The 14715-nt window shown below is 67.9% G+C and carries 13 protein-coding genes; 5 read left to right on the forward strand and 8 right to left on the reverse strand.

The features are described from left to right. Positions 1-18: 18 nt before the first annotated feature. From BM362_RS33575 to BM362_RS33585, 3 genes are all read right to left on the reverse strand, one after another. Positions 19-1116 (reverse strand): ABC transporter permease, encoded by a 1098-nt coding sequence (locus BM362_RS33575; protein WP_067589570.1) that lies wholly within the window; start codon positions 1114-1116, stop codon positions 19-21. After that, positions 1113-2678: an ABC transporter ATP-binding protein gene (locus tag BM362_RS33580; protein WP_093575901.1), complete on the reverse strand. Its 1566-nt coding sequence runs from the start codon at positions 2676-2678 to the stop codon at positions 1113-1115. The genes BM362_RS33575 and BM362_RS33580 overlap by 4 nt, the downstream gene beginning before the upstream one ends. Before the next feature lie 80 nt (positions 2679-2758). Beyond that, positions 2759-3901, reverse strand: coding sequence for a BMP family lipoprotein (locus tag BM362_RS33585; RefSeq protein WP_093575902.1), 1143 nt, complete (start codon positions 3899-3901; stop codon positions 2759-2761). Positions 3902-4453: 552 nt separating this feature from the next. On the opposite strand from BM362_RS33585, the gene sdhC reads away from it, so the two are divergent. Genes sdhC through BM362_RS33605 form a run of 4 tightly spaced genes read left to right on the forward strand, consistent with a single transcriptional unit; the run spans position 4454 to position 7888 of the window. Then, positions 4454-4903: a succinate dehydrogenase, cytochrome b556 subunit gene (gene sdhC / locus BM362_RS33590; RefSeq protein WP_093575903.1), complete on the forward strand. Its 450-nt coding sequence runs from the start codon at positions 4454-4456 to the stop codon at positions 4901-4903. Positions 4904-4907: 4 nt separating this feature from the next. Then, positions 4908-5324 carry a succinate dehydrogenase hydrophobic membrane anchor subunit gene (locus BM362_RS33595; RefSeq protein WP_067589564.1) on the forward strand — a complete coding sequence of 139 codons (417 nt, stop codon included), beginning with the start codon at positions 4908-4910 and terminating at the stop codon, positions 5322-5324. A 36-nt stretch (positions 5325-5360) separates the two neighbouring features. Continuing rightward, entirely contained in the window at positions 5361-7115 is a 1755-nt protein-coding gene (gene sdhA / locus BM362_RS33600) for a succinate dehydrogenase flavoprotein subunit (RefSeq protein ID WP_093575904.1), read from the forward strand. Continuing rightward, positions 7115-7888, forward strand: coding sequence for a succinate dehydrogenase iron-sulfur subunit (locus BM362_RS33605; RefSeq protein WP_067589558.1), 774 nt, complete (start codon positions 7115-7117; stop codon positions 7886-7888). The genes sdhA and BM362_RS33605 overlap by 1 nt, the downstream gene beginning before the upstream one ends. Positions 7889-7953: 65 nt before the next feature. On the opposite strand, the gene BM362_RS33610 is transcribed toward BM362_RS33605, so the two are convergent. Continuing rightward, complete coding sequence (locus BM362_RS33610) at positions 7954-9336, reverse strand: S8 family peptidase (RefSeq protein ID WP_093575905.1); 1383 nt, start codon at positions 9334-9336, stop codon at positions 7954-7956. Positions 9337-9414: 78 nt separating this feature from the next. Beyond that, positions 9415-9660: an SCO4848 family membrane protein gene (locus BM362_RS33615; RefSeq protein ID WP_093575906.1), complete on the reverse strand. Its 246-nt coding sequence runs from the start codon at positions 9658-9660 to the stop codon at positions 9415-9417. Between the two features lie 42 nt (positions 9661-9702). Between BM362_RS33615 and BM362_RS33620 the strand changes: the two genes are divergently transcribed. Next, on the forward strand, positions 9703-10932 hold the full coding sequence (locus BM362_RS33620; protein ID WP_067589549.1) for a D-alanyl-D-alanine carboxypeptidase family protein: 1230 nt from the start codon (positions 9703-9705) through the stop codon (positions 10930-10932). 50 nt (positions 10933-10982) lie between these two features. Here BM362_RS33620 and yhjD read toward each other — a convergent pair whose 3' ends face one another. Genes yhjD through trpS form a run of 3 tightly spaced genes read right to left on the reverse strand, consistent with a single transcriptional unit; the run spans position 10983 to position 14371 of the window. Continuing rightward, positions 10983-11996, reverse strand: coding sequence for an inner membrane protein YhjD (yhjD, locus tag BM362_RS33625; protein ID WP_067589546.1), 1014 nt, complete (start codon positions 11994-11996; stop codon positions 10983-10985). Positions 11997-12050: 54 nt separating this feature from the next. After that, positions 12051-13307 carry a hypothetical protein gene (locus BM362_RS33630; protein WP_093575907.1) on the reverse strand — a complete coding sequence of 419 codons (1257 nt, stop codon included), beginning with the start codon at positions 13305-13307 and terminating at the stop codon, positions 12051-12053. 44 nt (positions 13308-13351) lie between these two features. Then, positions 13352-14371 carry a tryptophan--tRNA ligase gene (gene trpS / locus BM362_RS33635; protein ID WP_093575908.1) on the reverse strand — a complete coding sequence of 340 codons (1020 nt, stop codon included), beginning with the start codon at positions 14369-14371 and terminating at the stop codon, positions 13352-13354. Positions 14372-14715: the final 344 nt, after the last annotated feature.

A 14715-nucleotide genomic window follows, 5' to 3' on the forward strand; every position in this document is an offset into this window, starting at 1 on the left:
TCGACAGTTCTGTGGTGGTCACACCGCACCGCCTTCCGCGACCGAGGCGCCCTTGCGGCCGTTGCCCGCGAGCGCCCTGCCCACCCTGCGCTGTTCCGCGGCGAGGTCGGCCCGGCGCACGATCTCGTACGCCACGACGACCGAGAGCACGATGATGCCCTGCATGATCGTCGCGATCTCCTTGGACACGTTGATCTGCTCCAGCGACACCGCCGAGGTGTCCAGGAACGCCCACAGCAGCGCGCCGAACGCGATGCCGCCGGGGTGGTTGCGGCCGAGCAGCGCGACCGCGATGCCGGTGAAGCCGTACATCTGGGTCGCGGTGATGCCGTAGCTGTAGTCGCGGCCGAGCAGTTCCGGCATGGCGACCAGACCGGCCACCGCACCGGAGAGCAGCATCGCGATGAGCGTCATCTTCTTCGCGCTCACGCCGCCGGCCGCGGCGGCCGTCGCGGACTCGCCGCTGGCCTTCAGCTCGAAGCCGAACCTGGTGCGGTTCAGCATGAACCAGTACGCGCCGCCGATCACGATCGCGATGAACACGAACCCGAACAGCGTGCCCGACCCCAGCGGGATGCCCGGGATCCGGCCGGACGGCGCGATCACCCTGGTCCCGATGTTGTTGCCGGTCTGCACGCCGAACTGGTCGGCGTTGATCAGGAAGGCGATGATGCCGGCGACGATCGAGTTCAGCATGATCGTCGAGATGACCTCGCTGACGCCGCGGGTCACCTTGAGCACCGCCGGGATCGTCGCGTACAGCGCGCCGGAAAGGATGGCCACCAGCAGGATCACGATGGTGTGAATGACCGGCGGCAATTGCAGCGCCCCGCCGACGATCGCGGCGATCACGGCGGCGAACCGGTACTGGCCCTCGACGCCGATGTTGAACAGGTTCATCTGGAACCCGATCGCCACGGCCAGGCCGGACAGGTAGTACACGCATCCGAGGTTCACCGTGTCGACCGCGGTGGAACCCTTGAACAGCTGGCCGATCATCGTCCCGTACGCCTGCAACGGGTCGGCGCCGGAGATGACGAGCGCGATCGCGGACAGGATCACCGCGAACGCGATCGCGAGCAGAGGCGGCAACAGCCGCGTGCGCCACGAACTCATGAGTCTTCACCTTCTTCGGCGCCGGTCATGGCGGAACCGAGTTCCTGCGGGGTAACGGTGGCGGGGTTGGCCTCGCTCACGAGCCGGCCGCGCAGCATCACGCGAATGGTGTCGGACAGTCCGATCAGCTCGTCGAGGTCCGCGGAAATCAGCAGCACGGCGAGGCCGTCGGCACGCGCCTGGCGGATCTGTTCCCAGATCAGCGCCTGCGCGCCGACGTCGACGCCGCGGGTCGGGTGCGAAGCGATCAGCAGCACCGGGTTGCCGGACAGTTCGCGGCCGACGATCAGCTTCTGCTGGTTGCCGCCGGACAGCGCGGCGGCCGGAACGTCGATGCCGGGCGTGCGGACGTCGTACTCGCGCACGATCCGCTCGGTGTCCTCGCGCGCGCCCGCGATGTTCAGCAGTTGGCCGCCGGACACCGGCTCGCGCGTCTGGTAGCCGAGAATCCGGTTGACCCACAACGGTTGCGTGAGCAGCAGGCTGTGCCGCGTGCGGTCCTCGGCGATGTAGCCGATGCCCGCCTCGCGCCGGGCGAGCGTGCCCAGCTTGACCAGATCGTGCGTCTTGCCCTCCGGTGGGGTCAGCTCGATGTGGCCGCCGCTCGCCTTGCGCATCCCCATGATCGTCTCGACCAGTTCGGTCTGGCCGTTGCCCTCGACGCCCGCGATGCCGAGCACCTCGCCCGCGTGCACGGTGAACGAGATGTCGTCCAGCACGTTGCGCTCGGACCCTTCGGCGGACAGCCGCAGCTCGCGCACCCCGAGCACCTCGCGGTCGGTCACCGTCGACTCGCGCGTCTCCGGGCTCGGCAGCTCCGAACCGACCATCATCTCGGCCAGCTCGCGGCTGGTGATCCTCTTCGGATCCGCGGTGCCGACCGTGGTGCCGCGCCGGATCACGGTGACCGTGTCGGCGATCGCCCGCACCTCGTCGAGCTTGTGCGAGATGAAGAGGAACGTGTAGCCGTCGGCCTGCATCTCGCGCACGGTCGTGAACAGCGCGTCCACTTCCTGCGGCACGAGCACGGCGGTCGGCTCGTCGAGAATGATGATTTTCGCGCCGCGGTAAAGGACTTTGACGATCTCGACGCGCTGGCGGTCGGCGACGCCGAGTTCCTCCAGCAGCGCGTCCGGCTTCGCGTGCAGCCCGGTCCGCTTCGACAGTTCCGCCAAGCGCGTCCGCGCCGCGCGGCCGATGCCGTGCAGCGCCTCCGCGCCGAGGAACACGTTTTCCGCGACGGTCAGGTTGTCGGCGAGCATGAAGTGCTGGTGCACCATGCCGATCCCGGCGCGGATGGCGTCCTGCGGGTTGCGCAGTCTCACCTCGCCGCCGTTGATGGCGATGCTGCCCTCGTCGGGCTGCTGCATCCCGTACAGGATCTTCATCAGGGTCGACTTGCCCGCGCCGTTCTCGCCGCACAACGCGTGCACCTCGCCCGCCGCGACGGTGAGGTTGACGTCGGAGTTCGCGACGACGCCGGGGAACCGCTTGGTGATCCCGGTCAGCTGGACGGCAGGCACGCCCCGGTCGGGGACGGCTTCGGCCTCGATCTCGGTCATCGGAGGGGACATCCCGTTCTGTCGGAAACGCGTGAGGGCCCGGAAGGAAGATCCTTCCGAGCCCTGCCGCGTCGTGAGCGTTACTTGGCCGGCTTGTCCGAAACCTTGATGGCGCCGGAGACGATCTGGGCCTTGTACCCGTCGAGCACGTCCTTGATGTCGTCGACCTTGCCGCCGGAGGTGGAGTAGCCGACCCCGTCGGACTTGAGGTCGAAGCGCTTCGGCACCGTGCTCAGGTCGCCCTTCGCGACGGCCTGGAGGTACTCGAAGACCGCGACGTCGACGCGCTTGATCATCGAGGTGATGATGATGTCCTTGTCGGCGGCGACCGTCTTCTGGTTGTACTGGTCGGAGTCGACGCCGATGGCCAGCGCGTTGTTCTGCTTCGCCGCGTCGAACACGCCCTTACCGGAGGCGCCTGCCGCGTGGTAGACGACGTCCGCGCCGCGGGAGATCTCCGCGGCGGCCTTCGCGTTGCCCTTCGGCGGGTCCTGGAAACCGGAGAAGTCGCCGGCCGGCGTCAGGTACTCGTCCTCGACCTTGATCTTGCTCGAAACGGCCTTCGCGCCCTGCAGGAAGCCCGCCTCGAACTTCTGGATCAGCGGGGTGTTCACGCCGCCGACGAAGCCGACGTGGCACTTCTTGCTCTTGTACGCGGCGGCGACACCGGCCAGGAACGAGCCCTGTTCCTCGGCGAAGACCAGCGGCGTGACGTTCGGCAGGGTGATCGAGTCGTCGTCGACGATCGCGAACTTGGTGTTCGGGTACTTGGCGGCGATCGCCTTGACCGACGGCGCGTAGGCGAAGCCGACCGCGATGATCGGGTTCAGGCCCGACTGCGCCATCTGCTCAAGCCGCTGCTGCTTGGCGGCTTCGCTCTCGCTCGCGCTCGCGGTGCTCTCGTTGACCGTCGGGACGCCGAGGTCGGACTTCGCCCGGTCGGTGCCCGCGGCGGCCGCGTCGTTGAAGGAAGCGTCACCGCGACCGCCGACGTCGAAGGCCAGGCCGACCTTGAGCTTGCTGCCGTCGACCTTGCCCGAGGCGGCGCTGCTGCTCGTGGCGGCGGCAGGCGCGGCGGGCGGCTTCGGGGCGGTGATGCAGTTCGAGCCCGAATTGCCATCCGTTCCGGACGCGTTGTTGTTGCTTCCCCCGGTGTCCTTCGCGCACCCGGCCAGTGCAAGCACCCCAGCCATGGTCGCGGCGGCCAGCGCGGTTCCACGCATGCGACGCACCGTGTGTCTCCCTCCCCGCTGATCCAGCGGACGATCCAGGAACGGCCCGGTCACGGTCGCCGGGCTCAACTGGCAGACCGTACCCAACCGCCGGGTAACCGCCATAGGAACGGCACGCTACGTAACACAAACGTTTACTCGGAGGTTCGATCCGCGACCGATCCGGCGCCGACCGTGATCAACAGCCGTCCTCGCGACCCGCGCGCTCACTCCCCGTGGCACCGCCGGTCCCGGGAACTGTCCGGGCAGGACTCCTTGCGGGAATCCGGTTCCCGGAATAAGCCCCGCACGGCCAGCTCAGACGTGCTCCAGACCACACGTCCGAGTGGTCTGCCTGGTCACCGGTGTCTGGTCTGTCACAGAGAGGAACCCGGAGGTGAGCCGCGCGTAGGGGTCGGGTCTAGCATCCATTCATCCACGCTCGATGGCCCCTGATCTCGGCACCGTCGCCGGAGTTGTCCCCAGTGGACCGACCCCGGCCGCGGGTGCGGACCTCACCGGTCACCCGGGCACGACAGTCATGACGTTGGAGGCCGTTCACCGATGTCCACCACGGCGAGCACTGCCACCGAAAGCGGGGCAGGAGCTGGCGATCGGGCGGGTGCCTCACGCCGGCAGGGAACTTTCTACCGGGGCGACCCCGGCATGTGGTCCTGGGTGCTGCACCGCATCACCGGCGTGCTGACCTTTTTCTTCCTGTTCGTGCACGTGCTCGACACCGCGCTCGTGCGCGTGTCGCCGAACACCTACGACCAGGTCATCGAGACGTACAAGACGCCGATCGTGAACCTGCTCGAGGTCGGCCTTGTCGGCGCGGTGCTGTTCCACGCGCTCAACGGGCTGCGCGTCCTGCTGGTCGACTTCTGGGCCAAGGGCCCGAAGTACCAGAAGACGATGCTCTGGGTCATCGGCGTCGTGTGGGTGGTCGTGATGGTTCCGGGTGCGTTCTTCATGCTGAAGCGCACCGTCGAGACGCTTTTCGGGGGTGCCTGATCCCATGGCCGACGCTCTGATCCTCGAGAAGCCGCGCTCGCCGCGGCGCCCGTCCGCCCGGCGCAGCAACTTCGAGCTCTACAGCTGGCTGTTCATGCGCATCTCCGGGCTCGCGCTGATCATCCTGGTGCTGGGCCACCTGTTCATCATGAACATCCTCGACGGCGGCGTGCACCGCATCAACTGGGGCTTCGTCGCCGGCCGCTGGGCCTCGCCGTTCTGGCAGTTCTGGGACCTGGCGATGCTGTGGCTCGCCGAGATCCACGGCGGCAACGGGCTGCGCACGATCATCGACGACTACGCGCGCAAGGACTCCACCCGGTTCTGGCTGAAGATCCTGCTCTACGTCTCGATGGCGCTCATCCTGGCCGTCGGCACGATGGTGATCTTCACCTTCGACCCCGAGATGCCTGCCTCCTGAAGGCGCACCCACCACTAGCTAGCGGAGTCTTTCCCTATGCAGTTCCACAAGTACGACGTGGTGATCGTCGGCGCGGGCGGCGCGGGCATGCGCGCGGCCATCGAATCCGGTCAGCGCGCCCGCACCGCGGTCCTCACCAAGCTGTACCCGACCCGGTCCCACACCGGCGCGGCCCAGGGCGGCATGTGCGCCGCGCTGGCGAACGTCGAAGAGGACAACTGGGAGTGGCACACCTTCGACACCGTCAAGGGCGGTGACTACCTGGTCGACCAGGACGCCGCGGAGATCATGGCCAAGGAGGCCATCGACGCCGTCCTCGACCTGGAGAAGATGGGCCTTCCGTTCAACCGGACGCCCGAGGGCAAGATCGACCAGCGCCGGTTCGGCGGGCACACCCGCGACCACGGCAAGGCCGCGGTGCGCCGCGCCTGCTACGCCGCGGACCGCACCGGGCACATGATTCTCCAGACGCTGTACCAAAACTGCGTCAAGCACGGCACCGAGTTCTTCAACGAGTTCTACGTGCTCGACCTGGTCCTGTCCGAGGGCGAGGACGGCAACCCGATCGCCACCGGCGTGGTCGCCTACGAGCTGGCCACCGGCGAACTGCACGTGTTCCAGGCGAAGTCGATCGTGTTCGCCACCGGCGGCGCGGGCAAGATCTTCAAGACCACCTCGAACGCGCACACCCTCACCGGCGACGGCCTCGGCATCATCTTCCGCAAGGGCCTTCCGCTGGAGGACATGGAGTTCTTCCAGTTCCATCCGACCGGCCTGGCCGGCCTCGGCATCCTGATCTCCGAGGCGGTGCGCGGCGAGGGCGGCATCCTCCGCAACGCCGACGGCGAGCGGTTCATGGAGCGCTACGCCCCCACCATCAAGGACCTCGCCCCGCGCGACATCGTCGCCCGGTCGATGGTCCAGGAGGTACTGCAGGGCCGCGGCTGCGGGCCGAACAAGGACTACGTCGTCCTCGACGTGACCCACCTGCCGGTCGAGGTCCTGGAGACCAAGCTGCCGGACATCACCGAGTTCTCCCGCACCTACCTGGGCGTCGACCCGGTCAAGGAGCCGGTGCCGGTGTTCCCGACCTGTCACTACGTGATGGGCGGCATCCCGACCAACATCCACGGCGAGGCGCTGCGCGACAACGAGCACGTCATCCCCGGCCTGTACGCCGCGGGCGAGGTCGCCTGCGTGTCGGTGCACGGTTCGAACCGCCTCGGCACGAACTCGCTGCTGGACATCAACGTGTTCGGCCGCCGCGCGGGCATCGCCGCCGCGGAGTACGCGCTGGCGCACGAGCACGTCGAGCTGCCGGAGAACCCGACCACCCTGGTCGAGGAACAGCTGGAGCTGCTGCTGTCGGAGCACGGCGACGAGCGCGTCGCCGACATCCGCAAGGAAATGCAGCAGACGATGGACTCGCACGCTTCGGTGTACCGCACCGAGGACACGCTGAAGCAGGCGCTGACCGACATCCAGGCGCTCAAGGAGCGCTACCAGCGGATCACCGTGTCGGACAAGGGCAAGCGGTACAACACCGACCTGCTCGAGGCCGTCGAGCTCGGCTTCCTGCTGGAACTGGCCGAGGTGCTGGTCGTCGGCGCGATCGCGCGCAAGGAGTCCCGCGGCGGCCACGCCCGCGAGGACTACCCGAACCGCGACGACACGAACTTCATGCGGCACACCATGGCCTACAAGCAGGGCGAGGGGCTGTCGTCCGACATCCGGCTCGACTACAAGCCGGTCACCTTCACCCGCTACGAACCGATGGAGCGGAAGTACTGATGACGACGGCCACCCCTGAAGCGCCTTCCGCCAAGGCGTCCGACGAGCACACGCCGATCCAGGTCACGCTGAAGATCCTGCGGTTCAACCCGGAGGTCGACCAGGAGCCGCACTGGGAGTCCTACGACGTCCCGGCACAGCCGACCGACCGCGTGCTGAACCTGCTGTTCTACGTCAAGGACTACCTCGACGGCACGTTCTCCTTCCGCCGCTCGTGCGCGCACGGCGTGTGCGGTTCGGACGCGATGCAGATCAACGGGATCAACCGGCTGGCCTGCAAGGTGCTGCTGAAGGACCTGCTGGAAAAGAACGGCAAGAAGACCGAGATCACCATCGCCCCGATCAAGGGCCTGACGACGTTGAAGGACCTCTACGTCGACATGGACCCGTTCTTCGAGGCGTACCGGGCGATCAAGCCGTACCTGATCACCTACGGCAACGAGCCGACCCGCGAGCGGATCCAGTCCCAGGCCGACCGCAACCGGTTCGACGACACCACCAAGTGCATCCTGTGCGCCTGCTGCACGTCGTCCTGCCCGGTCTACTGGAACGACGGCTCGTACTTCGGCCCGGCGGCGATCGTCAACGCCCACCGCTTCATCTTCGACTCCCGCGACGAGGGTGCCGAGGAGCGGCTGGACATCCTGAACGACGGCGAAGGCGTGTGGCGCTGCCGCACGACCTTCAACTGCACCGACGCCTGCCCGCGCGGCATCCAGGTGACCAAGGCCATTCAGGAAGTAAAACGCGCCCTCCTCTTCAAGCGCGTCTGACCTCCGAAGGTACGTGAGGGGAACCCTGGGGGAATCTGATTCCCTCAGGGTTCCCCTCACGTACGTCAGTGGACCGCGTCCAGCGCGTTGACCAGCCCGTGTCCGTAGAAGGAGTTGTTCCGCGCCGGTCCGGAGCATTCCGACACATCGCAAGCCACCGGATCCGCCTCTGCCGTAAGCAAAGCCGCCAAAGCGCGCGGCGGTGCGTGCCGATGCGTGGAAGCCAACAACGCCGCAACCCCAGCCGCATGCGGCGAAGCCATCGAAGTGCCGCACTTGGTGCCGTAAGCGCCGTTAAAGACCGTCGACAGCGGGCACCCTGCGCCCTGGCCAGAAGGCGGAGCCTGTCCCGAGTCACCACCCGGCGCAGTCACAGTGACCGAGCCGTAGTTGGAGTAGTAAGCCTTCGTCCCCGCGTAACCAACCGCAGACACCGTCACCACGCCGTCGATCGCCTTAGGCAGGATGCCGCACGAAGAGTCAATCTTGTGTGGACGGTTCGGGTCGACAGTCTGCTTCGTGACGTCGAAGCCCGAGTTGCCCGCCGCAGCGACATTGAGAGTCCCACGCTGCGTCGAGTAAGTCACGGCGCGCCGTACGGCCTCGTACGCGGCAGCATCGCCCGCTTCGTTGCGGCAGTAGAACATCCCGGGGTCGATGTAGTAGCTGTTGTTCGTCACCTGGAAACCGTGCTTCGCGGCCCAGACAAAGCCACAGACCGCTGCCTCCGGGAAGATGTAGCCGTCGTCGTTCACGACCTTCACCGATGCCAGCCGCACGCCCGGCGCGATGCCGGTGAAGCCGCGCGACGGGTCCTTGCCCGCGATGGTGCCGGCGACGTGTGTGCCGTGATCGGAGTTCGTCGGGGCCCACCCGGAAGCGTCCGGCGCGCCGGTGACACAGCCGGTCGACGAGCGCGCATCTACCGCATTCGCGAGCGCGGGGTGTTTGGCGTCGATGCCGGAATCCAGCACGCCGACGGTGACCGACCGCGAACCGGGGTTGATCTTGTTCGCTTCGGGAGCGTGGATGGCCCGCATGTCCCATTGCTGAGCCGACAGATCGTCACCGGCGGCGACGCTCTCCGTCCGCTCCAGCATCCCGACCGCCGAACGCAGTCCGGCACGGGCGGCGGCCTTCGCGGCGACGTCCTTGCCCCCTGAGTAGGCCCGCTTCACCCCGATCCGGTCGGCGAAATCCGCGTTGCGCGAGCTGGCGACCGCGACGCCGATCTCCGGGTAGTACGCGATCCGCTTGCCGCATTTGGCGGTCAGCTCCGCGTCGACCGAACGCTGCTTCTCGCCCGGTTGGTACAGCACGACGTAGCTGTACTGGGTGCTGGTGGTGTCGCACGACGGCGCGGGCGCGGCGGACGCTGGCACGGCCACCGCACCGGCGGCGACGCCGGCTACCGCGACCGGAACGAGCAATCGACGTAAACGGGACATTTAGCCTCCATGGTCGGTCGCCCGAAACTAAGCCAGCCCGGACGCGCCCCGCCACCGACCAAAGGACGCTTCGCCGGATCAGGTGTTCGCGCGTTCCTTCGAGGTCGCCCGGATGCCGCGCCAGCCGAGCACCCCGATCGCGGTGCCGAGCACGAACGAAACCACGGTCAGCACCGCGTGCACGATGAAGTACCCCGTGGGTGAACCGTCCGCCGCCCACGACTGGTTGCTGGCCCACAGATTCTTGGCGAACGTGATCCAAATGATCCAGGACCAGATGCCGAAAGCGAACAAGGCCATCGCTGTACCTCGTGAAATGCGCATGTCTCGAGTATGCCGCCGGACCATCGGCGCTAGATTGCGTGGGTGCACCCCGCTTTCGCCCGGTCGCTGCGAGCATTCGCCGCGACACTCGCCGCAGCCCTCGTAGCCGTCGCCGTGCCCGTCGCCCTCGCCGCGCCGGCGCTGGCGGAGCAATGCACTGAGCACGCCGTGCCGCCGGCACCGGTGGACACCTCGGAGAAGCCGAAGCCGGGCCAGATCGTCCCACCGCCGCTTCCGGTGCCCGCCCAGCCGGTCGGCGGCGACCGCTTGGGCGGCTGCGGCCCGATCCTCCCGCCGGGCGCGCCCGTGCTGCCTCCTGGCGACACCTCGGCGTCGTGGGTCCTCCAGGATCTCGACACCGGTGCGGTCGTCGCGGCGAAGGACCCGCACGCGCGGGAGCGGCCCGCGTCGCTGATCAAGACACTGCTGGCGCTGGTCGTGGTCACTGAGCTGAAGCCGGACCAGGTCATCGTCCCGACGAAGGAGGACGCCGAGCAGGAATGCACCTGCGTCGGCATCACCGCGGGCGGGCACTACACGGTCGACCAGCTGCTGCACGGACTGTTGATGCACTCGGGCAACGACGTGGCGCACGCCTTCGCGACGGCGCTGGGCGGCGTCGACGCGGCGGTCGCCAAGATGAACGCGCTCGCCGCCCGCATCGGCGCGACGGACACTCGCGCGGCGACCCCGTCCGGTCTCGACGGACCGGGCATGTCGACCTCGGCGTACGACCTGAGCATGGTCTTCCACCATGCGATGAAGCAGCCGGAGTTCGCCAAAGCGGTCGCGACGAAGGCGTACACGATCCCGGCGATCGACGGGAAGCCGCCGATCCCGGTGTTCAACGACAACAAGCTGCTCGGCGTGTATCCGGGTTTCCTCGGCGGGAAAACGGGCTTCACGGACGACGCGCGGCACACCTACGTCGGCGGCGCGGAACGCGACGGCCACCGCCTCGCGATCGTGATGATGCGGGCCGAGCAGCGTCCGACGCGAGTGGTGGACCAGGCGGCGAAACTGCTCGACTACGGCTTCGCGCTGGAGAAGAACGGCGCGCAACCGGTCGGTCAGATCGCCTACCAGCCGCTGACCGCCGACTCCGCCCCGATGTCCGGCAAGGAAGTCACCCCCGCGGGCGCGACGAGCGCGGCGGCGCGGAAACCGGACCCGTTCGGGACGACCGGCTGGGTGCTGACGGTAGCGGTGCTCGTGATCATTGTGGCCGGGTTCGTCCTCAGCTATCAGCGGAAGCGCAACGTCCGCTCGTAATGACGACGGAAAAGGGCCTCCTTGATTCGCTCAAGGAGGCCCTTTCCGCATCAGCCCTTCCGCCTGCCCAGCCAGGCCAGCAGCGCACCGGCGCTGAACGCGCCCGCCACCGAGCCGAGCCCGAGCCCGTGCTGCACCGTCACCCGCGGCTCCAGCAACACCGGAGCGGGCGGCTGCACGACGCGCCGCTGGTTCTCCCGCGCGGTCGCCGTCCAGGCCGTCACCAGCAGCAGGAACCGCGACACCAGGTTCGCGAACACCAGCAATCCGATCACCGGCCCGAACAACGCGGACGACGGCGACTTCGTGACGCTCGTCAGGTACACCGTCGCGACCTGCTGCAGGATCACGAAGCCGATGGAGGCGAAGATCGCGCCCTTGACCGCACTCCGCAACGCGACGTGCTCCCGCGGCAGCCGGGCGATCACCCAGAGGAAGACCAGCGCGTTGGCGATCAGGCTGAGCACGATCGTCGCGACGTGCAGCAGCAGCTTCGCCCACCCCTGGCCTTCCAGCCCGACCAGCTTCAGCAGCAGTTCGCCGAGACCGCTGCCCGCCGCGGTGATCGCGAACGACACGATCAGCGCCAGCCCGAGCCCGATCAGCGACAGCAGGTCCTTGATCGTCTTGCTGACGAACGGTTCCGCTTTCTTCTCCTGGCCCCACTGCGCGGTGAGCGCGTCGCGGAGGTTGGCCATCCAGCCGACGCCGGAGTAGAGCGCCAGCAGCAGCCCGAAGATCCCGATGCCGCTGCCGGACTTCAGCGCCGCGTCGGTGATCTGCTTGACCAGGCCGCGCAGGCCCTCCGGCACCGAAGTGTCGATCCCGTGCGTGATCTGGGCGATCACCGCCTCGTTGTGCCCGAGCACCATGCCGACGATCGCGAACCCCACCATGAAGATCGGGATCACCGACAGCACGCTGAAATACGTGATCGCCGCCGCGTAATGGTTGCCGTAGTTTTCGTTGAAGGAGTCGTTGGCGCGGATCAGGTGATCCAGCCACGGGTACTTCCGCCGCAGCCGGGGCAGCAGCTTTTCCTTGTCACCAGTCTCGTTCGCCACTGGAAAACGCTAACTACGCCAACCGGACCCCGCAACGCGAGCGTGCCCGCGCGGTTACTGGTCGGGGAAGGCGGAGAGCATCTTCCGCGCGGCGGGAACCAGCAGCCGGGTCGCGTCCGCGCCGCTGATGCCGTCCGGGGCGGCGTTGTGGTCGGCGAGGTAGAGCTTGAACACGAAACGGCCCTTGCGGAACAGCACCTCGCCGTGGGTCTGGCCCTTGCTGCGCACCTGCCCCTCGTCTCCGACCTGGGCGGGCGCGGACTGGCCGTCGTTCGGCGCGGATCCGAGGTAGCTCTTCGCCGCGTCTTCGCCGAGGAAGCTGATCGCGGTCAGGTGCAGCGCGCGCCGGTCGATGCCGTTGTCGTGACCGGTGCCGCGCTCGCAGTCGATCCGCACGTAGTTGTGCTTGGTGCTGTTGGTCATGATCATGTCGCCGACCGCGGTGCCGGGAGTTTCGGCGACCATCGGCGAAGCATCGGTGCCGATCGCCGGGGTCACCGCGTCGGGCGTGAGCATCGGGCAGGGCTGCGCGACCGATTTGGGGAATGCCGCGCTGTCGTAGCCGATGACGTTCGCCCCCGCCGGCGCGCTCACCTGCTTCGCGAAGTTCTCGGCGACCTTCTTGCCGAGATCCTGCAGCTTGCCCGCGCTCTTGTCCGCCTTCAGGTCGAAGTCCAAGTCGACCAGCGTGTCCCCCAGCACCAGCACCGCGTCCCCGGAAGCGTCCGACGGGCTCTCCGTCTTGCGGCGCTTGGAGAAGACCTTCACCGGGCCGACGGTCAGGCTGGGCTCCGCGTCGGCGAGGTAGGGCTTGGTGTCCACGGTCGGCACGTACGCCGGCTGGGACACCGCGACCGCCAGCTCCTCCTGCGTCTGATTGCCCTGGTTGTCTTCCAGGCTGTAGACGCAGTGGTTCACCCCCGAGGTCAGCGCCTTGGCGTAGGTGATTTCGGACGACCGCAGCGGTCCCGAACCGTCCCCCACCAGGTAGCGGCGCTCGAAGGTGGCCCCGTTGGGGTCCGGCCGCGAGGCGGCCCTGATCCCGAGCGAGACGAGGTCCGCGACGGTCAGCAGGTTGCACGCCTGGACCACCGGCTTGCCGCCGATCCGCACCGCCTGCGGGTTCGCTTTTTCCTTGATCGGGGCAGGGTCTGGATACTGCGAGTTCGCATAACCCGGCCGTTGCACGGTCTGGCCGTCGCCGTTCGGGTCCTTCGCGTTTTCGACGTCCGATCCAGACATTCCGCCGCACGAGGTGACCAGCACCAGCGTCGCGGCACTGATCGGCCACAGACCGGTTGTGAACTTCACGCTGTTCCATCCCCCCGGACCAGAACTTAGTGTGTGCGCCCCGCTCAGCCCGCGGGAAGAAACCCGATCCGCTCGTAGACCGATGCGAGCGTGGCCGACGCGACCTCGCGCGCCCGGTGCGCACCCGCGGCGAGGATCCGGTCCAGCTCGGCGACATCGTCCAAGTAGGACTGCACGCTCTCCTGCAGCGGCGTGACCCAGTCGACCAGCACCTCGGCGAGGTCCTTCTTGAGGTCGCCGTAACCCTTGCCCTCGTAGGCGGTTTCGAGGTCGGCGACGGTGCGGTCGGTCAGCGCGGAGTAGATCGTGAGCAGGTTGGAGACGCCTGCCTTCTCCTCGCGGTCGAAGCGGACCTCGCGGCCGGTGTCGGTGACCGCGGAACGGATCTTCTTCGCCGAGCGCTTCGGGTCCTCGAGCAGCTCGACGAGCCCGTTGCCGGTCGCCGCCGACTTGCTCATCTTCGCTGTCGGTTCTTGCAGGTCGTAGATCTTCGCGGTGTCCTTGACGATGAACGGCTCCGGCATGACGAACGTCTTGCCGAACCGGCTGTTGAACCGCTGCGCGAGGTTGCGGGTCAGTTCGAGATGCTGCCGCTGGTCCTCGCCGACCGGCACCGCGTTCGTCTGGTACAGCAGGATGTCCGCGGCCATCAGCACCGGGTAGGTGAACAGGCCGACGCTCGCGTGATCGCTGCCCTGCTTGGCGGCCTTGTCCTTGAACTGGGTCATCCGCCCGGCCTCGCCGAAGCCGGTCTGGCATTCGAGCACCCAGCTCAGCTGAGCGTGCTCGGGCACGTGGCTCTGCACGAACAGGGCGCTGCGCGCCGGGTCGACCCCGATCGCGAGCAGCTGCGCGGCAGAACGCCGCGTCCGCTCCAGCAGTACCTTGGGGTCCTGCTCGACGGTGATCGCGTGCAGGTCGACGACGCAGTAGAAGGTCTCGTGGGTGTCCTGCAGCCGCACCCACTGGCGCAGGGCGCCCAGGTAGTTGCCGAGGTGGAAGGAGTCGGCTGTCGGCTGGATCCCGGAAAGCACCCGCAGGCGCCCGTTCTGTTCGTCGGACACGCCGAGATTCTTTCAGGCTGCGGAGGAAGCGCTGCCGCGGGCCCGGCGGTTCACTGGACGGACGGGCGGACGAGACGTTTCGACGGTCTGCTTGCTTCCGGGCAGGAGCTGCTACCGGAGAGATTCAGGAGGTGAGAGTGCGGCCCAGCTCGCCGATGCCGCCGCAGTCCGCTGGCGATGCAGCCGTCGAGGCGGCGAGGCGGCGAGGCGGCGAGGCGGCGAGGCGGCGAGGCGGCGAGGCGGCGAGGCGGCGAGGCGGCGAGGCGGCGAGGCGGCGAGGCGGCGAGGAAAAAGTAGCGGAGTCCGCCGTTTGGCCCGTCTGGAGCCGGAGTAGATCTCTGCTG

The organism is Amycolatopsis rubida, from assembly GCF_900115345.1.
Classification (GTDB): Bacteria; Actinomycetota; Actinomycetes; order Mycobacteriales; family Pseudonocardiaceae; genus Amycolatopsis; species Amycolatopsis rubida.